Annotated in this window: 18 protein-coding genes and 1 rRNA gene; 7 read left to right on the top strand and 12 right to left on the bottom strand. The window is 75.3% G+C overall.

What is annotated here, in order from left to right; genetic code table 11:
• Nucleotides 1–12: 12 nt before the first annotated feature.
• Genes BMZ33_RS17325 through BMZ33_RS17345 form a run of 5 tightly spaced genes read right to left on the bottom strand, consistent with a single transcriptional unit; the run spans nt 13 to nt 5,948 of the window.
• Nucleotides 13–672 (bottom strand): SRPBCC family protein, encoded by a 660-nt coding sequence (locus tag BMZ33_RS17325; protein WP_091113533.1) that lies wholly within the window; start codon nt 670–672, stop codon nt 13–15.
• On the bottom strand, nt 669–3,083 hold the full coding sequence (cutA, locus tag BMZ33_RS17330; protein WP_091113536.1) for an aerobic carbon-monoxide dehydrogenase large subunit: 2,415 nt from the start codon (nt 3,081–3,083) through the stop codon (nt 669–671). The genes BMZ33_RS17325 and cutA overlap by 4 nt, the downstream gene beginning before the upstream one ends.
• On the bottom strand, nt 3,080–3,598 hold the full coding sequence (locus BMZ33_RS17335; protein WP_091113539.1) for a (2Fe-2S)-binding protein: 519 nt from the start codon (nt 3,596–3,598) through the stop codon (nt 3,080–3,082). The genes cutA and BMZ33_RS17335 overlap by 4 nt, the downstream gene beginning before the upstream one ends.
• On the bottom strand, nt 3,595–4,473 hold the full coding sequence (locus BMZ33_RS17340) for an FAD binding domain-containing protein (RefSeq protein WP_091113543.1): 879 nt from the start codon (nt 4,471–4,473) through the stop codon (nt 3,595–3,597). Before BMZ33_RS17340 ends, BMZ33_RS17335 begins: the two co-directional genes overlap by 4 nt.
• Nucleotides 4,470–5,948 (bottom strand): uracil-xanthine permease family protein, encoded by a 1,479-nt coding sequence (locus tag BMZ33_RS17345; RefSeq protein WP_091113546.1) that lies wholly within the window; start codon nt 5,946–5,948, stop codon nt 4,470–4,472. The genes BMZ33_RS17340 and BMZ33_RS17345 overlap by 4 nt, the downstream gene beginning before the upstream one ends.
• Nucleotides 5,949–6,117: 169 nt before the next feature.
• Between BMZ33_RS17345 and BMZ33_RS17350 the strand changes: the two genes are divergently transcribed.
• Together BMZ33_RS17350 and BMZ33_RS17355 are read left to right on the top strand one after the other, a co-directional pair.
• Nucleotides 6,118–7,599, top strand: a complete 1,482-nt coding sequence (locus tag BMZ33_RS17350) for an AllF/FdrA family protein (protein WP_169064492.1) — start codon at nt 6,118–6,120, stop codon at nt 7,597–7,599.
• Nucleotides 7,596–9,002, top strand: a complete 1,407-nt coding sequence (locus BMZ33_RS17355) for a YlbE family protein (protein ID WP_091113550.1) — start codon at nt 7,596–7,598, stop codon at nt 9,000–9,002. The genes BMZ33_RS17350 and BMZ33_RS17355 overlap by 4 nt, the downstream gene beginning before the upstream one ends.
• A gap of 75 nt (nt 9,003–9,077) precedes the next feature.
• Here the strand turns inward: BMZ33_RS17355 and BMZ33_RS17360 are convergent, their stop codons facing one another.
• Complete coding sequence (locus BMZ33_RS17360) at nt 9,078–9,752, bottom strand: 3-oxoacid CoA-transferase subunit B (RefSeq protein ID WP_169064493.1); 675 nt, start codon at nt 9,750–9,752, stop codon at nt 9,078–9,080.
• The gene (locus BMZ33_RS17365) at nt 9,749–10,417 is read right to left on the bottom strand and encodes a 3-oxoacid CoA-transferase subunit A (protein ID WP_091113554.1); all 669 of its coding nucleotides are present in this window, start codon (nt 10,415–10,417) and stop codon (nt 9,749–9,751) included. Before BMZ33_RS17365 ends, BMZ33_RS17360 begins: the two co-directional genes overlap by 4 nt.
• A gap of 74 nt (nt 10,418–10,491) precedes the next feature.
• Here BMZ33_RS17365 and BMZ33_RS17370 point away from each other — a divergent pair, with 74 nt between their 5' ends.
• Nucleotides 10,492–11,043 carry an RNA 2'-phosphotransferase gene (locus tag BMZ33_RS17370; RefSeq protein WP_091113714.1) on the top strand — a complete coding sequence of 184 codons (552 nt, stop codon included), beginning with the start codon at nt 10,492–10,494 and terminating at the stop codon, nt 11,041–11,043.
• On the opposite strand, the gene BMZ33_RS17375 is transcribed toward BMZ33_RS17370, so the two are convergent.
• A complete protein-coding gene (locus BMZ33_RS17375; RefSeq protein ID WP_169064494.1) occupies nt 11,044–12,120 on the bottom strand; it encodes a PP2C family protein-serine/threonine phosphatase in 1,077 nt (358 codons plus the stop codon).
• A gap of 120 nt (nt 12,121–12,240) precedes the next feature.
• Here BMZ33_RS17375 and BMZ33_RS17380 point away from each other — a divergent pair, with 120 nt between their 5' ends.
• Nucleotides 12,241–12,528: a Dabb family protein gene (locus BMZ33_RS17380; protein ID WP_091113557.1), complete on the top strand. Its 288-nt coding sequence runs from the start codon at nt 12,241–12,243 to the stop codon at nt 12,526–12,528.
• Nucleotides 12,529–12,534: 6 nt separating this feature from the next.
• Here BMZ33_RS17380 and bar read toward each other — a convergent pair whose 3' ends face one another.
• The 4 genes from bar to BMZ33_RS17400 form a co-directional block, all read right to left on the bottom strand.
• On the bottom strand, nt 12,535–13,638 hold the full coding sequence (gene bar / locus BMZ33_RS17385; protein ID WP_091113561.1) for a barbiturase: 1,104 nt from the start codon (nt 13,636–13,638) through the stop codon (nt 12,535–12,537).
• A gap of 91 nt (nt 13,639–13,729) precedes the next feature.
• On the bottom strand, nt 13,730–14,677 hold the full coding sequence (locus tag BMZ33_RS17390) for a carbamate kinase (protein ID WP_091113565.1): 948 nt from the start codon (nt 14,675–14,677) through the stop codon (nt 13,730–13,732).
• A 562-nt stretch (nt 14,678–15,239) separates the two neighbouring features.
• A complete protein-coding gene (locus BMZ33_RS17395; RefSeq protein WP_091113569.1) occupies nt 15,240–15,764 on the bottom strand; it encodes a GNAT family N-acetyltransferase in 525 nt (174 codons plus the stop codon).
• A gap of 1 nt (nt 15,765) precedes the next feature.
• Entirely contained in the window at nt 15,766–16,584 is an 819-nt protein-coding gene (locus BMZ33_RS17400; protein WP_091113575.1) for a PHP domain-containing protein, read from the bottom strand.
• A gap of 79 nt (nt 16,585–16,663) precedes the next feature.
• Between BMZ33_RS17400 and BMZ33_RS17405 the strand changes: the two genes are divergently transcribed.
• The 3 genes from BMZ33_RS17405 to BMZ33_RS17415 form a co-directional block, all read left to right on the top strand.
• Nucleotides 16,664–18,928, top strand: coding sequence for a RecQ family ATP-dependent DNA helicase (locus tag BMZ33_RS17405; protein WP_091113576.1), 2,265 nt, complete (start codon nt 16,664–16,666; stop codon nt 18,926–18,928).
• A gap of 38 nt (nt 18,929–18,966) precedes the next feature.
• A complete protein-coding gene (locus BMZ33_RS17410) occupies nt 18,967–19,596 on the top strand; it encodes an alpha-ketoglutarate-dependent dioxygenase AlkB (protein WP_091113579.1) in 630 nt (209 codons plus the stop codon).
• 365 nt (nt 19,597–19,961) lie between these two features.
• A 16S ribosomal RNA gene (locus tag BMZ33_RS17415) occupies nt 19,962–20,261 on the top strand; the annotation flags it as partial.

The raw sequence follows: 20,261 nt of genomic DNA on the forward strand, positions 1-20,261 counted from the left end.
AGCGTGTGCTCGTCAGTCCCGGCGGCGGCCGAGGAGCCAGCCGACGACGACGCCGAGCAGCGTGAGGCCGGCGCCGCCGGCCGCGCCGACGGCCAGGGTCCGCAGGTCGGAGGACGGCGCGGCGGCCGCCGTACCGGTGGACACCTGCGGCGCCGGCACGGGAGCGGCGGCCGGAGCCGGTGCCGCGGCGTCCGTGGAGCTCACCGCGGCGGCCGAGGGGCGGGGCGCCGCGGCACCGGTCAGCTCGGCGTCGACGGCGGTGAAGAACTGGCCGGCCATGCGCTTGGCGACGCCGGTGATCATCCGCTGGCCCACCCCGGCCACCGGCCCGCCGACCACCGCGTCGGCCGAGTAGGTGAGCGTCGTCGTCCCCTCGTCGGACGGCGTCAGCTCGATCGTCACGGTCGCCCGGACGTTGCCCGGCGCCCCGGCCCCGGACGCGTGCATGACGTAGGACCGCGGCGGCTGCTGGTCGGACAGCCGCACCTCTCCCGCGTAGGTGCCCTTGACCGCGCCGACGCCCACCGCGACGTCCACGCGGTAGGAGTCCTCGCCCACCCGCGACAGCGACAGGCACCCCGGGATCGTCCGCGCGAGCACCTCCGGGTCGGTCAGCACCCGCCAGACGTCGTCCTGGCTCCCGTGCAGCACCGCCGAGCCGTCGAGGTTCACGCCGTCGCTCCCGTCCTGCGGGCGGACGCCGCCGTCCGCTCCGCCGTGTCGTCCCGCACCAGGTCGTAGAGCTCCGACGGCGAGATCGGCATCGCCGCGACCCGCCGGCCCACCGCGTCCTCGATCGCCGAGGCCAGCGCCGCCGACCCCGGGATGACCCCGGCCTCGCCGGCGCCCTTGATGCCCAGCGGGTTGAGCGGCGAGGGGGTCTGCTGGTGGTCGATGACCACGTCGGGCACCTCGGAGGCGTAGGGCACGAGGAAGTCCATGAACGAGGCGTTCTGCAACTGCCCGTCGGCGTCGTAGGCCATCCGCTCGTACAGCGCCCCGCCCACGCCCTGCGCGACGCCGCCGTGCACCTGCCCCTCGACGATCATCGGGTTCACCACGTTGCCGCAGTCGTGCACCACGGCGTACTGGACGACGTCGATCTCCCACGTCTGCGGGTCGATCTCCACCACCGCGGCGTGCGCGCCCGAGGCGAACGTCGAGCGCAGCGGCGAGTAGTAGTCGCGGTGCTCCAGGCCCGGCGCGTCACCGGGGGCCACCGGCGGCTTCGTGTCGTCGTGGGTGGCGAACTGCGTCGCCTGCTTGGCCGCCTCGTCGAAGGCGTAGCGCAGCGGGTTGGACAGGACGGCGACCGTCCGCAGCGGGATCGACGCCCCCGGCGTCCCCTTCACCTGGACGAGGCCCTCGTCGATCTCGAGGTCCGACGGGTCGGCCTCCAGGACCTCGGCGGCGATCCGCAGCGCCTTCTCGCGCACGCCGCGGGCCGCCAGCGCCACCGCGTTGCCGCTCATCACCGCCGCCCGCGAGGCGAACGTGCCCACCGCGTAGCCGAAGCGGCGGGTGTCCCCGGTGTGCACCTCGACGTCCTCCATCGGCACCCCGAGCTCGGAGGCGACGATCTGGGCGAACACGGTCTCGTGGCCCTGGCCCTGCGAGGTCAGCCCGGTGGAGACCAGCACCTTGCCGCTGCCGAGCACCTGCACGTGCCCGCCCTCGTAGGGGCCCGGCCCGGTGCCCTCGACGTAGAGCGCCATCCCGGCGCCGAGCAGCTTCCCGCGCCCGGTCGCCTCCGCCCGGCGCTCCTCCACCGACTCCCAGCCCACCAGCGCGGTCAGCTTCTCCAGCAGCCCCGGGTAGTCGCCGGAGTCGTAGACCACCGGCCGGCCGTCCTGGAACGTCAGGTGGTGGTCGTAGGGGAACTGGTCGGGCGTGATCAGGTTCCGCCGGCGGACCTCGGCGCGGTCGAGGCCCAGGGAGTCGGCGATGCGGTCCATCGTCCGCTCCATCGCGAAGCAGCCCTGCGGCCGCCCCGCGCCGCGGTAGGGCGTGACGATGACGGTGTTCGTGTACAGGCTCTCGACCACCACCCGGTACACCGGGATCACGTACGGGCCGACCAGCTGGGTCGCCGTGATGATCGGCACGATGATCCCGTACGGCGTGTAGGCGCCGTTGTCGTGCCAGACGTGCACGTCGAGCGCGGTGAGGCGGCCGTCGTCGTCGAACCCGACGGTGACCTGCTGCCGCTGCCCGCGCTCGTGCGCGCTGGACACGAAGTGCTCGCGGCGGTCCTCGGCCCACTTGACCTCGCGGCCCAGCCGCATGGCCGCCATCGGCACCAGCAGCTCCTCGGGCCACGGGTGCACGATCTTGACGCCGAAGCCGCCGCCGACGTCGGGCGCGATGACCTCGACCCGGTCCAGCGACAGCTCCAGCTTCGCCGCGATCGCCGCGCGCACCGACGTGGAGGCCTGGGTGCTCGAGTAGACGCGCAGGCTGCCGTCGTCGGGGTCCCAGCGGGCGTGCACGCCCTTGCCCTCCAGCGGCGTGCAGGCGCTGCGCTCGATGGTCTGGGTGAAGGTCAGGGTGTGCGGCGAGGCGGCCAGCGCGGGCTCGACGTCGCCGGTCTCCTGGTGGTGCCGGGCGGCGACGTTGTCCGGGACGTCCGGGTGGACGCACGACTCGGCGGCGCGGGCGGTGTCGATGCCGACGACGACCGGCAGCTCCTCGTAGCTGACGACGATCCGCTCGGCGGCGTCCTCGGCCACGTACCGGTCGGTGGCCACGACCATCACCACCGGCTCGCCGACGTGGTTCACCACGCCGTCGGCCAGCGGGTGGCCGGTGCGCGGCGCGTGCAGCTGCGGGTGCGGGATGAGCACCGGCAGCGGCTCGGCCATCGGGCCGGTGAGGTCCTCGTAGGTGTAGATGGCGACCAGGCCCTCGACGTCCAGCGCTCCCTCGACGTCGACGTCGGTGATGCGCGCGTGCGCGTGCGGGCTGCGCACGAAGGCCGCGGCCAGTGCGCCGGCCCCGATGTCGTCGAGGTAGCGGCCCCTCCCGGTGATCAGCCGGGCGTCCTCGCGCCGGCGGACCGGCTCGCCGAACAGCTTCGTGGTCACCGGGCGTCCTCGCGCATGGTCGCGGCCGCGTGCCGGACGGCCTTCTTGATGTTGGCGTAGCCGGTGCACCGGCAGAGGTTGCCGCCGACGAGCTCGTCGACCTCCTCCTCGGTGATCTCCTGCGCCGCGTCCCGGGCCTCCAGCCCCGCGGCGATGGTCACCAGGAACCCCGGGGTGCAGTAGCCGCACTGCAGCGCGTGGCACTCGCGGAAGGCCTCCTGCACCGGGTGCAGCACCTGGCCGCCCCGGTGGTCGTCGCGGGCCAGGCCCTCCACGGTGGTCACCGCCGCGCCGTCCACCTGCACGGCGAGCACCAGGCAGGAGCGCACCGGCTCGCCGTCCACCAGCACCGTGCACGACCCGCAGACGCCGTGCGCACAGCCGACGTGCGTGCCGGTCAGCCCCAGGTCGTCGCGCAGCGCGTCGGCGAGCACCCGGCGCACCGGCACGCGCGCTTCACGTGGAACACCGTTGACCGTCAGCGAGACGGTCCGCTCGGTGTCGATCGAGGTCATGCGGCGGTCCTCCCGGCCGCCTCCGCGGCGGCCTCGGCGAGCGTGCGTTCGGTCAGGACGCCGACCAGCAGCCGCCGGTAGTCGGCCGTGGCGTGCAGGTCGGTGTCGGGGTCGACGAGGGTGCGGGCCAGCGCCCCGGCGGCGGCCCAGTCGGCGCTGTCGACCGGCTTGCCGGCCACCGCCTCGGTGAGGTCGTGCACCTCGGGCACCAGCCCGACCGACAGGTAGGACGCGCGGACACCGGCCACCCGGCGGTCCTCGTCGAGCGTGACGACGACGGCGGCCCCGCAGACGGCGTAGTCCCCCTTGCGCCGGGCGATCTCGGCGAACGCCGTCCCCGACCGCTCCGGCAGCGCGGGGAAGAACGCGTCGACGACGACCGCCGGGCCGCTCAGCGAGGTCTCCAGCGGCCCGACGAACAGGTCCTGCCAGCCGACCTCCGCCCGCCCCGACGGCCGCGCCACGGTCACCGACCCGCCGGTGAGCGCCAGCACCGCGGTCAGCTCACCCGAGGGGTCGGCGTGCGCGATCGAGCCGACCGTCGTCCCCCGGTTGCGGATCGCCGGGTGGGCGACGTTCGCCGTCGCCCGTGCCAGCAGGGGCTGGACGCCGGCCGCGCCGGCGTCGCGGAGCAGCCCGGCGTGCCGCACCAGGGCGCCCACGCGGACGCCGCCGGCGCTGGCCTCGACCCGGTCGAGCCCGGGCACCCGGTTGACGTCGACCAGCGTCGCCGGTGCGGCCAGCCGCATCGCCAGCAGCGGCAGCAGCGACTGCCCGCCGGCGAGCACCTTGGCGCCGTCGCCCTCCGCGGCGAGGACGTCGAGCGCCTCGTCGACCGAGTCGGGGTCCGCGTACCGGAAGGGCGGTGGCTTCACTTCTCGAGCATGTCCTTGCCGGACGTCCGGGTGCCGGGAACGCCGGGCCGGCCCACATGGTCGACCGACGACGGGTCGGCGGTGACCGCGTGCCGCCCGGTGTGGCCCAGCGCCGGTCCGGTGCCCTCGGCGAACCCGCGCTCCTCCACGAGCGCGGCCTTCATCTCCGCGGGGGCGACCGCCCGCGCCACGTGCCAGCCGGCCACGACGACGATCGTGCCGAACGCGATGCCGCTGAGCGGGAAGGTGTCGGTGATCTGGAGGGTCACGTTGCCGATCGCGATGATGATCCCCGCGGCGAGCGGCACCAGGTTGATCGGGTTGGCGAAGTCGACCCGGTTCTCCTTCCAGATCTTCGCGCCGAGCAGGCCGATCATCCCGTAGAGCACGACGGTGATCCCCCCGAGCACCCCGCCCGGGATGATGTTGATCAGCGCGCCGAACTTCGGGCACAGGCCGAGCAGGATCGCCACGACCGCCGCGACGTAGTAGGCCGCGGTCGAGTAGACCCGGGTGGCGGCCATGACGCCGATGTTCTCCGCGTAGGTGGTGGTCGGGGACCCGCCGACGGAGGTGGCGACGACGGTGCCGACGCCGTCGGCGAAGATCGCCCGCCCCATCACCGGGTCGAGGTCGCGCTTGGTCATCGCGGCCACGGCCTTGACGTGTCCGGCGTTCTCGGCGACGAGCGCGATGACCGCCGGGAGCACGAGCAGGCTGAAGTTCACCGAGAAGCTCGGCGCGGTGAACTGCGGCAGGCCGACCCAGTCGGCCTGGCCCACGGCGTCGAAGTTGATCCGGTCGCGGGTGACGATCTCCCCGGTGCCGTCGGGTGAGGTGATCTGGCCGACGGTGACGTCGAGCAGGATCGACAGCAGGTAGCCGAACACCAGGCCCAGCAGGATGGAGATGCGGGCCCAGAACCCGCGCAGCAGCAGCGAGGCGACGATGACGAAGACCATGGTCGCCAGCGCGACCCACTGGTCCTGCGGCCAGTAGACGCCGGCGACGACCGGGGCGAGGTTGAAGCCGATCAGCATGACGACGGCACCGGTGACGGCCGGCGGCAGCGCGGCGTTGATGGCCCGGGCCCCGACGACGTGGATGGCCACGCCGACCAGCGCGAGGACGACGCCGGCGACGAGGATCGAGCCGACGACGTCGCCGGAGTCCCCACCGTTGGCACGGATGGCCACGACGCCACCGACGAAGGCGGCGCTGGTGCCCAGGTAGCTCGGCACCTTCCCCTGCACGATGAGCAGGAAGACGATCGTCGCGACGCCGCTCATCATGATCGCGAGGTTGGCGTCCAGACCCATGATCAGGGGAAAGACGAAGGTCGCCCCGAACATCGCGACGACGTGCTGGGCGCCGATCCCGATCGTCCGCGGCCACGACAGGCGTTCGTCGGGGGCGACGGCCTCGCCGAGCGGCGGCGTCTTGCCGCCCGCGTAGAGCTTCCACCCGAACGCCATCGGGACCTCCTCGAGGGGCTGACCAGGCCCGGGAGGTGCGGTCGCCCCCCGGGAGGCCGTCAATCTGTCACGGGGTACCGGCGGGTGGAAGTGCCTCAGCGCTAAATGGTCGTTTCGTTGCCGTACCGGGTCTCTCACCACTGAGGGACCGCCCGCTACGGTCGGCGGGGTGAGTGCACCGGCACCCGGACCAGGCGTCCGGCACGTCTCCCTGCGCGGCGGCGTCTACGCCGACTCCGTGCGCCTCATGCAGGTCAGCCGGGACGTCGGGGCGCGCGAGGGGGTGCGGGCCGTCCTCGTCGCCATGGCCACCCCGCTCAACGTGGAGCTCGCCACGGGCATGGGGCTCGCGCCCGGGGAGCCCGCCTCGCCCGAGCAGCTGCTCGTCGGCATCACCGCCACCGACGACGACGCGCTGGCCGCCGCCGTGGCGGCCGTCGACACCGCCCTCGCCGAGCGCGAGCGCTCCCGGGCGGCCGCCGACGCCCCGCCGGCCCGCACCGTCGGCGCCGCGCTGCACGACCTCGACGGCGCCTCCGCGCTGGCCGTCGTCAGCGTGCCCGGCCCCTACGCCGCGCTGGAGGCCGCCGACGCCGTCGCCGCGGGCCGCAGCGTGCTGGTCTTCTCCGACGGCGTCCCGGTCGAGCAGGAGGTCGCGCTCAAGCGGGCGGCCCGGCAGACCGGGGTGCTCGTCATGGGCCCCGACTGCGGCACGGCGATCGTGTCCGGGGTGGCGCTCGGCTTCGCCAACGTCGTCCGCCCCGGCCCGGTCGGGGTGGTGGCGGCCTCGGGCACCGGCGCGCAGCAGGTGTCCTGCCTGCTCGACGCGGCCGGCGTCGGCGTGAGCCACGTGCTCGGCGTGGGCGGGCGCGACCTGTCCGCGGCCGTCGGCGGGCTGGCCACCCTCGACGCGCTGGCGGCCCTCGACGCCGACCCGGCCACCGAGCGGGTGCTCGTCGTCTCCAAGCCGCCGGCGCCGTCGGTGGCCGAGGCGGTGGCGCGGACGGCGGGGTCGCTGGCCACGCCGGTGCGGTCGGCGGTGCTCGGTCCCGGGACACCCGACCTCACCGCCGTCGTCGAGGCGCTGCTGGCCGACCTCGGCGTCGCCGTCCCCGACTGGCCGTCGCGGCCGGGCCGCCGGGGCGCGCCGCCCGGCGCCGTCCTCAAGGGCTACTACTCCGGCGGCACGCTGGCCGACGAGGCGATGCTGCTGGCCGCGCCGGTGCTCGGCGACGTCCGGTCCAACACGCCTCTGCGGCCCGAGCTCGACCTCGGGACGGACCTGTCCGCCCGCGGGCACGTGGTCGTCGACTTCGGCGACGACGCCCTCACCGTGGGCCGCGCGCACCCGATGATCGACCCGACGCTGCGGCTGGAGGCGATCGAGCGGCTGACCGCGTCCGGGGAGCCGGCGGTGCTGCTGCTCGACGTCGTCCTCGGTCACGGCGCCGATCCCGACCCGGCGGCCGCGCTGGCCCCCGCGCTGGTGGCGGCCGGCCTGCCGGCGGTCGTCGCGCTCGTCGGCACCGAGGCCGACCCCCAGGGCTGGAGCCGCCAGGCCGACGCCCTCGCCGCGGCCGGCGCGGCCGTGTTCGCCTCCAACGCGCAGGCCACCCGGCACGCGCTCGACCTGCTGGGAGCCGCCCGGTGAACCTGCTCGAGGGGCCGCCGGCCGTCGTCGCCGCGGGGGTGGACGTCTTCTCCGCCGCCCTGCGCGCCCAGGGGGCCGAGGTCACCGACGTCGACTGGCGGCCGCCGGCCTTCGGCGACCCCGCCGACCTCGCCGCGCTCGCCCTCGACCCGCGCCGCGCCGCGGCCAACCGGACGGCGGTCGAGCGGGTGCTGGCCGCCGGGTCGCGGCTGGTCGACGTCCGCCCGGCGCGGGAGGCGCTCGGCCTGACCGACCGCACCCTGCTGCACTCCGGCCCGCCCCTGACCTGGGAGGCGGCGTCGGGGCCCATGCGCGGCGCGCTGGTCGGTGCGTGCCTGTTCGAGGGCTGGGCGTCCACCGTCGAGGAAGCCGAGGGGCTGCTGGCGTCGGGCGCCGTGGCGCTCGACCCCTGCCACCACCACTCCGCGGTGGGCCCGATGGCCGGGGTGACCAGCCCGTCGATGTGGACCTGGTGCCTGGAGGACCCGGTGAACGGCGGGCGGGCCTACTGCAACCTCAACGAGGGCCTGGGCAAGGTGCTGCGGATGGGCGCCTTCGGCGAGGAGGTACTCACCCGGCTGGCCTGGATGCGCGACGTCCTCGGCCCGCTGCTGGCCCGCGCGGTGCGGTCGATGCCCGAGCCGCTCGACGTCAGGGCCGTGCTCGCGCAGATGCTGCAGATGGGCGACGAGGGCCACAACCGCAACCGCGCGGGCTCGCTCATGGCGCTGCGGGAGCTGTCGCCGGCGCTGGTGGCACTCGACGCACCCTCGGCCGACGTCGCCGCGGCGCTGCGCTTCATCGGCGGCAACGAGCACTTCTTCCTCAACCTCGGCATGCCGACGGCGAAGCTCGCGATGGACGCCGCCCGCGACGTCCCCGGCTCGACGATGGTCACGGTGCTCAGCCGCAACGGCACCGAGTTCGGCGTGCAGACCGCCGGCACCGGCGACCGCTGGTTCACCGGCCCCGCACAGACGCCGGTGGGTCTGTTCCTCGGCGACTACGGCCCGGAGGACGCCAACCCCGACATCGGCGACTCGGCGATCATGGAGACCTACGGCGTCGGCGGGTTCGCGATGGCCGCCGCACCCGCGATCGTGCGGTTCGTCGGCGGCACCGTGCCCGACGCGCTGGCCACCACCGAGCGGATGTACCAGCTCGCCCTCGCCGAGAACCCGGCCATGGCCATCCCGGTGCTCGGCTTCCGTGGCGCCCCGACCGGCATCGACGTCCTCGCCGTGGCCCGCACGGGCTGGCTGCCGCAGATCAACACCGGCATGGCGGGGCGGGTGGCCGGCACCGGGCAGGTCGGCGCCGGCCTCGTGCAGCCGCCGCGGGAGTGCTTCGAGCAGGCGCTGGCCGCCCTCGCGCAGGAGGCCCGCGCCGCGACGGCGGTCTGAGACCCCGCGAGATCTGCACAGTGGTGGTCGTCGGGGCGCCGGACGCCACCGGTGTGCAGATCTCGCGCGGGGAGGTCAGGGCGCCAGCACGCCCAGGTCGTCGGTGAAGGACAGCCGCGCCGCGGTGGCGCCCTGCAGGTCCTCCCGGGTCAGCCCGGCCACCATCTCGCGCACGCGGAACCCCTCGGGCGTGACGTCGAGGACGGCGAGGTCGGTGTAGACGCGGTCGACCACGCCGGCCGCCGTCAGCGGGTAGCTGCAGCGCGGCAGGAGCTTGGGCTCGCCGGCCTTCGTCGTGTGCGTCGTCAGCACCAGCACCCGCTTCGCGCCGACGGCGAGGTCCATCGCGCCGCCGACGGCCGGCGGGTGGGTGGCGTCGTCGGTGGCCCAGTTGGCCAGGTCGCCGGTCTCGGACACCTGGAAGGCGCCCAGCACGGTCACGTCCACGTGCCCGCCGCGCATCATGAGGAAGGCGTCGGTGTGGTGGAAGAACGCCCCGCCGGGCAGCAGGGTCACCGGCTGCTTGCCGGCGTTGATCAGCTCCGGGTCCTCCTCGCCGGGTGCCGGCGCTGGGCCCATCCCGAGGATGCCGCTCTCCGAGTGGTAGACGACCTCCTTGTCGTCCCCGACGCAGTCGGCCACCAGCGTGGGCAGGCCGATGCCGAGGTTGACGTAGGCGCCGTCGGGGATGTCGCGGGCGATCCGCCGGGCGACCGCCCGGATGTCGAGGCGCAGCTCCAGACCCCTCACGCCGCACCCACCCGCACGACGCGGTCGACGAAGATCCCCGGCGTCACGATCGCCTCGGGGTCCAGCTCCCCGAGCTCGACGAACTCGTCCACCTGGACGACGGTCAGCGCCGCGGCCGCGGCCATCGTCGGGCCGAAGTTCCGCGCCGCCGTGCGGTAGACCAGGTTGCCCCAGCGGTCGGCGCGCGCCGCCTTGACCAGGGCGACGTCGCCGCGCAGGGGCTCCTCGAACACGTGCCGCCGTCCGTCGATCACGCGCACCTCCTTGCCCTCGGCCAGCCGAGAGTCGGCGCCGGTCGGGGTGAAGAACCCGCCGAGACCGGCGGCGGCGGCCCGCATCCGCTCGCTGAGCGTGCCCTGCGGCACCAGCTCGAGCTCCACCTCGCCGGCCCGCCAGCGCTCCTCGAACCAGACCGACCCGGTCGACCGCGGGTACGAGCAGACGATCCTGCGCACCCGCCGCTCGCGCAGCAGCGCGGCCACGTCGGTCTCGCCGGAGCCGGCGTTGTTGGTCACCACGGTGAGGTCGGTGGTCCCCCGGTCGAGCAGCGCGTGCACCAGCTCCACCGGGACGCCGGACGCGCCGAAGCCGCCGACCAGGACGGTGGCGCCGTCCTCGATGCCCGCGACGGCGTCGGCCAGTGACGCGACCCGCTTGTCGATCACCCGCACCTCCCGCTCGGTCCGGCGCCGACGCTAACGGGTGGCGGCCCGGCGCCGTGCACCGCAGGCTCCTGCGGATGAGGCGGGACGACGTCGTCGGCGTCAGCAAGCGGCTGTCCTCCGTGCTCCGGCACCGGCCCGACAGCGTCGGACTCGTCCTCGACGACGCCGGCTGGGTGGACGTCGACGCGCTGCTGGCCGCCCTCGCGGCGCACGGCCTGCCGCTCACCCGCGCCGAGCTGGACCGCGTCGTGGCGGGCAACGACAAGCAGCGCTTCGCCCTCGACGAGAGCGGGACCCGCATCCGCGCCAGCCAGGGCCACAGCGTCCCGGTCGACCTGGGCTACCCGGCCGAGCGACCGCCCGACGTGCTCTTCCACGGCGCGCCCCGGCGGGCGCTGCCGGCCGTGCTCACCGAGGGGCTGCGGCCGGGCCGGCGGCACGCGGTGCACCTCAGCCCCGACGAGGGGACCGCCCGGGCGGTCGGGGCGCGCCGCGGTCCCGCCGCCGTCCTGCGCGTCGACGCCGCCGGGCTGGCCGCCGCCGGGGCGGTGTTCACCCGCTCGGCCAACGGGGTGTGGCTGGTCGACGCGGTGCCCCCGGACTTCCTCGCCGTCCTCGACGGCTGATCAGCCGGGCAGGCGGACGGCGAGCACCGCGACGTCGTCGTGCCGCGTCCCGGCCAGCCCGGCGAGCAGACCGTCGACGACCGCGTCCAGCGGCTCCGCCGCCCGGCGCCGCAGCCCGGCCAGCAGCCGGTCGGTGCCCTCGTCGAGGCTCCGGTCGTGCCGCTCGACGAGGCCGTCGGTGTACAGCAGCAGCGTGTCCCCGGGCACGAGCAGCAGGTCGTCGTCGCTGCGGCGGCTGCCCGGCTCGACGCCCAGCAGCCGCTCCGGCGTGCGCTCGAGGAGGCGGACCGTGCCGTCCGCGCCGGCCAGCACCGGGGGCGGGTGCCCGGCGTTGGACCAGCACAGCACCACGCCGTCCCCGGTGGGGGTGAGCACGGCGACCACGGCGGTCGCCAGCGCGGGCGCCCCCAGCCGCGTCAGGACGTCGTCCAGGGTGTCGAGCACCCGAGCGGGCGAGGGAGGCGGCCCCGTGGTGGCGGCGACCGCGCGCAGCATGCCGCGCACCTCGGCCATGGCGGCCGCGGCCCGCGCGTCGTGGCCGGCGACGTCGCCGACGACCAGCACGGTCGCACCGCCGGGCGCGGGGAAGGCGTCGTACCAGTCGCCGCCGATGCGGGCGCTCCGCACGGCCGGCAGGTAGCGCGCCGCGGTCTGCAGGCCCGGCACCGCGGGAGGTGGACCGAGCAGGTGCTGCTGCAGGGCCGCGGCGGCGTCCAGCTCCGCCTGGGCGGTCGCCGCCTCGGCGGTCACCCGGGCCAGGTCGGCCTCGCGCCGCAGCCGCAGTCCGCACGCGGCCAGGGCGAGGACGGCGGAACCGGTCACCGCGAGCAGCCGGACCGCCTGGGCCGCGGCGGCGGCACCGGTGTACTGCCGGTCGTAGACGCCCAGCAGCGCAGCGGCCACGACGGCCAGCACGCCGTAGGCGGCGGTCGCCCGCCGCCCGGTGACCGAGGCGGCCACCAGCGGCGGGGCCGCCAGCAGGCCGATCAGCACCTCGGGGCCGATGACCAGGTCGAGGACCACGACGGCGGCGAGGAGCCCCGCGGGCAGCGCGTGGGCCCGGATCGACCTGTCCACTGCGACGGCCTCCGTGTGCTCCGCTGCGCCCGGCGTGCCGAGGGTAGGGCCCCGGCCCGTCGGCGGGCCGGCACCCGCGCACGGCGTGCCCCCGGCGCCGGCCGGCCCGACGATGAGGGGGTGATCCGCAACGTCGTCGTCGGCAAGCTCAAGCCGGGGGTCGAGCCCTCCGCCGTCCGTCCGGGCCTGGACGCCATCGCCGCCCTGCCGGTGACCGGCTGCGCCGACGTGCACGTCGGCCTCGACGCCGGCCTGCGCGCCGGTGGCTGGGACTTCGCCATCACCAGCGACTGGGCCGACGCCGAGGCCTACCGCGTCTACGACCTCGACGAGGAGCACAACCGCGTCCGCCGGGAACTGTTCGACCCCTTCTGCGAGCAGATCGCCCGCGTGCAGTTCGAGCTCTGAGGACCCCTACGCCCGGATGATCGCCGCGACCGGGCCGCCACCGGAGGGACCCTGGTGCACGGCGGCCACCGAGACGAACACCGCCGGGTCGCCGGTCACCGACGCCGCCACGCCGCCCACGGTCGCCTTGATCTGCCGGTGCCAGAAGACGTCCGAGTCGTCGAGCATCGCGTTGCGGCGGCCGCGGACGTAGCCGGTCGGGTCGGCCTCGCACTTGAGGAAGACGTTGACCAGCCGGTCGCCGAGGTCGCTGACGTGCGGCCGCTCGGGCAGCTCGAGGCCGGCCTGGCGGATCGCGTCCCAGATCCCGTCCTGGTCGAGCGCGTCCCTCATCACCGAGTGGCCGATCCGGTAGGCGCCGCCGTGCCCGCGGGCGTTGCCGACGACGACGATCTGCGCCCGGTCGAGCTCCACGCCCGAGGAGCACGAGGCGACCGCGCTGAACAGCGACAGGTCGCGCATGACCTGCTCCTGCCGCGGCATCTCGATCTCGCCGAGCGCCACCGCGATGCCCAGCGCCGTCGTCCCGTTGGACAGGTCCATCGAGCCGTGCGGCTCGTCGTAGTAGGTGTCCTTGCCGCGGGCCCTGGCGTCGCGGATGGTCTCGATGGTCAGCAGCGGGGTCTTGGTCTGCACGTAGTGGACGTCGGCGGGGTCGGTGATCCCGGCGGCCGCCATCGCCCGGCGCACGCCCTCGGCGACCTTCTCCACCATCGCGATGCGGCCGATGTCCTCCGGCAGCAGGACGTCGCTCATCGCGTAGCCCACGGTCAGCCGCGGCTCGTCGGTCTTCTCCACGGCGTCCTCGGGCAGCGTCGCGAAGACCGTCGCGTGCGGGCTGATCACGCCGTCGGTCCCGCCCGACCACACGATCGGGATCTCGCCGACCTCCTCCTTCGACCGGGTGCCCTTCTCGAGGAGCACCTCGCGGAAGGCGCGGTCGGCGATGATCCGGGTGTAGTCGTTGACCCCGCCGTTGCCCTCGGTCTTGCCGATGACGGCGACGACCCGGTCGGCCTCCATGACGCCGTCGTCGATCAGCTTGGCCAGCTCACTGGCATCGCTCACGTTGTGCAACGGGACCTTGCGGACCTCGATCGGTGCGGGCACGGGACCACTACTCCTTCGTTGTCGGGGTTCGGCCCTCCTGCAGGGTCCCGCCGCGAGCGTGCGAGCGGTGGGGGGCAGGAGGGTCCTTACGTCATTCCTGTGCAGCGGTGAGCACGGTGCCGACGGCGTCCCGGGTGACGGCGTCGGCGATGGTGTCGAGGGAGGTGACGACGGCGCGGGTGCCGCCGCCCTCCACGAAGCGCAGGGCGGCCTCGACCTTGGGGCCCATCGAGCCGCCGTCGAACTCGCCGGCGGCGGCGTGCGCCCGCAGCTCGGCGGGCGTGACCCGGCCCAGCGGCCGGGCCGCGTCGGTGCCCCAGCCGACGACGACGTGCGGGACGTCGGTGGCGACCACGAGGGTGTCCGCGCCGAGCTCGCGGGCCAGCAGCGCGGCGGTCAGGTCCTTGTCGACGACCGCCTCGACCCCGTGCAGTGGCGCGCCGTCGACCACCGGCACCCCGCCGCCGCCGGCGCAGACGACGACGAACCCGGCGGCGACCAGGGTCGCGATCGCGGGCGCGTCGACCACCGACCGCGGCTCGGGCGAGGCCACCACGCGCCGCCAGCCGCGCGGGCCGCGGTCCTGCCAGTGCTGGCCGAGCGCGGTGAAGCGGGCGGCCTCGGCGGCGGGCAGGTACCGGCCGACCGGCTTGGACGGCGCGGCGAAGTGCGGGTCGTCGGCGTCGACGAGGGTGCGGGTGACCAGGGCCGCCGTCCGCCGGTCCAGCCCGCGCGCGGCCAGGGCGGCGTCGAGCTCGTCGGCGAGGGTGAAGCCGACCGTGGCCTGGGTCTGCGCCACGCACCAGTCCAGCGGCACCGGGGGCACCACCGCGGCGGCCATCTCGTTCTTCACCAGCAGGTTGCCCACCTGGGGGCCGTTGCCGTGGGTGAGCACCACCTCGACGCCCGCCGCCACGACCGCGGCCACCGCCTCGGCGGCCACCGCGAGTGCCGCCCGCTGCGCGGCGGGCGTCGCCGAGCCGTCGGGGCCGGTCATCGCGTTGCCGCCCAGGGCGATCACGGCGCGGCGGGAGGTCACCCCGCGCACCGTAGCCGGAGATCTCTCAGCGCTGAAGTACCCGGCAGGTCGGCGCCCGGTCCACGGCGTCCTCCGCGGGTGGACGATGCCCCACACTGGGTGCCCGGGAGGAGGCGGCAGTGCGAGTCCACTTCGGCTTCGACACCCGCGCCACCCCGGCGCAGGTCCGCGAGGCGTTCACCGACGTCGGCGACCGGCGGCTGGAGGTGTGGTCGAAGACCCTGGACCCGGCGAAGTACGAGGTCCGCGAGGCGGGGGAGGGGTGGGCGGTCGTCCGCGAGGGCAGCGCGGGCGTCCCGTTCTGGGTGCTGCTGCGCTACGAGTGGCCGACGCCGGACCGGGTCACCTGGACGCTCCTCGACAGCGACCACTGCGACCGCGGGACGGGGGAGATCCGGATCGGCCCGCGGGACGGCGGCGGCAGTCACGTCGACGTCGCCATGCACCACTCCCGGGGCCCGGGGCCTGCGGGGCCGGGCCGTGCTGCTGGTCCAGGGCCTGGTCGGCCCGGTGGCGCTCCCGCGCGTGTGGCGCGCCGCGCTGGACCGGCTGGCCGGCTGAGTCAGCGCAGCGGGGCGGGCGGGACGTCGTCGTCGCCGAGCGCCCGCTGGGCGAAGGCGACGTCGTGCCAGCGGCCGTCCTTCCAGCCGATCCGGGGGAGGGTGCCCACCGGCCGGAACCCCAGGGCGCGGTGGAACGCCTCGCTCGCCTCGTTGGGCAGCGTCATCCCGGCGACCGCCGTGCGGTACCCGCGCTCGGCCAGCCGCTGCAGCAGCGCCCCGTACAGCGCGCGCCCGCCGCCGCCGCGCCGCCGTCCGGGCTCCAGGTAGACGCTCACCTCGCACGACCACTGCCACGCCGTCCGCGTCCGGAACGGGCCGCCGTAGGCGTAGCCGACGACGCGGCCGTCCTCCTCCAGCACCAGCCAGGCGTGCGACTCCTGGGCGGCGGCGATGCGGCGGCGCATCTCGGCGGGCGAGGGCGGCTCGGCCTCGAAGCTGACCGCGGTGCCGGTGACGTAGGGCGCGTAGACGGCCGCGCAGGCCGCGGCGTCGCCGTCCGTGGCGTCGCGGACGACGACCGCCACGTCAGCGGCGCCAGAAGTCGAAGCGGTCCCGGCCGGGACGGAAGCCGGCGGCCTCGACGACGTCGACGGCGAGGTCGAAGCGCTGGCCCACGGCGGCCGACTGGTGGGCGTCGCTGCCGAAGCTCACCGCCTCGCCGCCCTCCTCGCGGAACCAGCGCACCTGGTCGGCCGACGCCAGCGGGCTGCTGGTGTTGACCTCCAGCGCCCGTCCGGTCCCGGCGAGCGCGCGGAACACCGCCCGGTACTCCTCCTCGTAGTCCTTCTCCACGTAGCGGTGCTGGCCGCCGGGCCAGTACCGCCGGGGGAAGTCGACGTGCGCGAGCACCTGGAAGACGTCGCTGCTCTCGACCATGTCCACCACCTCGGCGAGGTAGCGGCGCATCGTGGCGTCGGCGTCGGTGTACAGCAGCTGCCCGACCCCGTAGAGCCGGTCGCCGTCGTGCAGCGAGTGCAACGAGCCGAGCACCCGGTCGACCGGGGCGTCGCGCAGGTGCGCGGCGACGCTCGCGGAGAACAGGTGCGGCTCCCCGGCCTCGACGCCGGACCAGATGCGCAGCTCGGGGTAGCGGTCGCGCACCTCGGCGAGCTCGGCCCAGTAGCCCTCGGTGTCGATGGGCTGGTGGCGCGAGGCGTGCCGGTCGACCAGCCCGAGGGTGGTGGCGCGGTCGTCGGGGCCCCACACGGTGAAGTCGAGGTGTTCGGTGAAGGCGATCGCCGGGAGGCCCAGCGCCACCGCCTTCTCGCAGGCGCGCGCCATCGTGACGGAGCTGGGCGTGTCCCAGGACCACCCGGTGTGCACGTGGTTGTCCGGCGGCCGCATCGTCCCCATCCTGCCCGTCGTCCCCAGGTCCCGCGCGCAGAGGCCGGTCCGTCGGGGGGCCGCACCTAGTGTCGGGGGCATGAGCACCGCCGCGCCGACGTCCGCGCTCGCCACCGAGGCCCTCGAGGTCCTGCGGGAGCTGACCGGCCGGCCCGACGCGGCGTTCCGCGAGGGTCAGGACGCCGCCGTCGCCGCGCTGGTCGAGCGGTCCGAGCGCGCGCTGGTCGTGCAGCGCACCGGGTGGGGCAAGTCGGCGGTGTACTTCGTCTCCACCGCGCTGCTGCGCCGCCGCGGAGCCGGCCCCACACTGCTGGTGAGCCCGCTGCTGGCGCTGATGCGCGATCAGGTCGCCGCCGCCGCGCGGGCCGGCATCCGCGCCGTGGAGATCTCCAGCGCCAACGCCACCGAGTGGGACGACGTCGCGCAGGCGCTGGCGGCCGACGACGTCGACGTCCTGCTGGTCTCCCCGGAGCGGCTGACCAACCCGCGCTTCCGCGAGGAGCAGCTGCCGGGCCTGGTCGCCCGCTGCGGCCTGCTCGTCGTCGACGAGGCGCACTGCGTCTCCGACTGGGGGCACGACTTCCGCCCCGACTACCGCCGCATCCGCGACCTGCTGGGCACCCTCCCGGCCGGCACGCCGGTCCTGGCGACGACGGCCACCGCGAACGAGCGGGTGGTCGCCGACGTCGCCGAGCAGCTGGGCGCCGGAGGGGTCGGCGTGACCACGGTCCGGGGGCCGCTCGCACGCGACTCGCTGCGCCTGGGCGTGCTCCGGCTGCCCACCGACCGCGCCCGGCTGGCCTGGCTGGCCGCCCACCTCGGCGACCTGCCGGGCAGCGGCATCGTCTACGCGCTCACCGTGTCCGCGGCCGAGGAGACGGCGTCGCTGCTGCGCGACGCCGGGCACGACGTCCGCGCCTACACCGGCCGCCTCGACGACGCCGACCGCAAGGACGCCGAGGAGGCCCTGCGGGAGAACCGGGTCAAGGCGCTGGTGGCCACCTCGGCGCTGGGCATGGGCTTCGACAAGCCCGACCTCGGCTTCGTCGTCCACCTGGGGGCGCCGTCCTCGCCGGTCAGCTACTACCAGCAGGTGGGCCGCGCGGGCCGCGCCGTCGAGCACGCCGACGTGCTGCTCCTGCCCGGCCCCGAGGACCTCGCCATCTGGCAGTGGTTCGCCACCTCCTCCATGCCGCGGGAGGACCACGCCGCCGCGGTGCTCTCCGCGATGGCCGACGCGAAGGCGTGGTCGGTGGCGCGCCTGGAGACGGTGGCCGACGTCCGCCGGTCCCGGCTCGAGCTGCTGCTCAAGGTGCTCGCCGTCGACGGCGCGGTGGAGCGCGTGCAGGGCGGCTGGCGGTCCACCGGCCGGCCGTGGGTCTACGACGCCGACCGCTACGCCCGCGTCGCGCGCACCCGGGAGGCCGAGCAGCGGGCGATGATCGCCTACGCGCGGCCGGTCGAGGAGGCCGGCTGCCGGATGGCCTTCCTCCAGGAGGCGCTCGACGACCCGACCGCCGCGCCCTGCGGCCGCTGCGACGTCTGCGCCGGCCCCTGGTACCCGACCGAGGTCCCCGCGGGCGCCGCCGAGGCCGCCTCCGCGGCGCTCGACCGCCCCGGCGTCGAGCTCGCGCCCCGCGCGCAGTGGCCCACCGGCGCCGACCGCCTCGGCGTCCCGGTGAAGGGGAAGATCGCGCCCGCCGAGCAGGTCGACCCCGGGCGTGCCGTCGCCCGGCTCACCGACCTGGGCTGGGGGCAGCGGCTGCGCACGCTGCTCGGTGACGACGGCGTCGGCGGCACGGTGACCCTCGACCTGGAGGCACCCGGCATCGAGGAGGACCCCGACGCCGCCTTCGACAGCAAGGACCCCGCTGCTCCCCACGACTCGCAGGCTCGCCGTGGGCCCCTGCAGCGGGGCCGCGACGTCCCCCCGGACGACGAGCTGCTGCGGGCCTGCGGCCGGGTGCTCGGCGCCTGGGACTGGGCCGAGCGGCCCGCGGCGGTGGTGGCGGTGCCCTCGCGACGCCGGCCCCGCCTGGTGGCCGGGGTGGCGCAGGGGCTGGCGCGGATGGGCCGGCTGCCCTACCTCGGTGAGCTGTCGCTGTCGCACGGGGGACCGACCGGCGGCCCGGGCGGCAACAGCGCCTTCCGGCTGGCCGGCGTGTGGCAGCGGCTCGTCGTCGGCCCGGAGCTGCGGGCCCGCCTCGACGAGCTCGGCCCCGTGCCGGTGCTGCTGGTCGACGACCTGGCCGACTCCCGCTGGACGATGACCGTCGCCGGCCGGGAGCTGCGGCTGGCCGGCGCCTCCCGGGTGCTGCCCTTCGCGCTCGCCCTGACCGCGTAGGACTCGTACAGGCGTTCGATCGGCGCTAGCCTCCCGTCATGTCGCTCGCGCACCAGCCGTCGATGTTCGACGTCGCCGAGGAGGCCGCGCTGACACCCCTCGCCGGCCGGGTGGTGCGCCACCGGCTCAGCCGTGGTGCGTGGGTCGACCACCTGCCCGGCTGGGTGACGGGGTCCGCGGCGGTCCTCGACGTGCTGCTCGGCGACGTCGGCTGGCGCGCCGACCGGCGGCAGATGTACGACCGCGAGGTCGCCGTCCCCCGTCTGCTGCGCTGGTACGGCCGGGACGAGGAGCTGCCGCACCCCCTGCTCACGGAGGCCCGCAGCGCGCTCGACGCGCAGTACGCGGCCGACCTCGGTGAGCCCTTCGTCTCCGCCGGCATGTGCCTGTACCGGGACGGCCAGGACAGCGTCGCCTGGCACGGCGACCGCCTGGGCCGCAGCCGCACCCAGGACACGGTGGTGGCGATCGTGTCCTTCGGCTCGCCGCGGCCGCTGCTGCTGCGTCCCGTCGGGGGCGGCGAGACGCTCCGCTTCCCGTTGGGCCACGGCGACCTCGTCGTGATGGGGGGCTCCTGCCAGCGCACCTGGGAGCACTGCATCCCCAAGACGACCCGGCCGGTGGGACCGCGGGTGAGCGTCCAGTTCCGTCCCGCCGGCGTCGCCTGAACCGTTCCGGCCACCTCTCCCCCGGTGTGTCCGGCCGCACCCCGGCACCCCTGTGCACGACCCCTCCGAGAGCGTGTATGGTCCTTCCTGCACCGAGCGAGAACGGACCGGGCCGCCAGCCTGGTCAACCGCCTCTCAGACCCCCGCGGTCGAGGGTTGCGGAGCCCGGTGTACAGTGGAGACACCGCCTCGGACGAAGGCCGAAAAGGCCGGGGTACGAGCGCGTCCGCTCCTTGAGAACTCAACAGCGTGCCGAAAGTCAGTGCCAAGTAGTACCCCCTGTCCCGGGCCTGTGGTCTGGGGGGGATTCCTTTGGTTGATTGATCGAGATCTGTCAGGTCTCGGTTCTTCGCCTGGTTCAAGCATCTACGGAGAGTTTGATCCTGGCTCAGGACGAACGCTGGCGGCGTGCTTAACACATGCAAGTCGAACGCTGAACCCTGCTTGCGGGGGGATGAGTGGCGAACGGGTGAGTAACACGTGGGCAACCTGCCCCCGGCTCTGGGATAACTCCAAGAAATTGGGGCTAATACCGGATGTTCACCGGCTGCCGCATGGTGGTGGGTGGAAAGGGTTTCCGGCTGGGGATGGGCCCGCGGCCTATCAGCTTGTTGGTGGGGTAGTGGCCTACCAAGGCGACGACGGGTAGCCGGCCTGAGAGGGTG

This window comes from Geodermatophilus dictyosporus (assembly GCF_900115505.1).
Lineage (GTDB): Bacteria > Actinomycetota > Actinomycetes > Mycobacteriales > Geodermatophilaceae > Geodermatophilus > Geodermatophilus dictyosporus.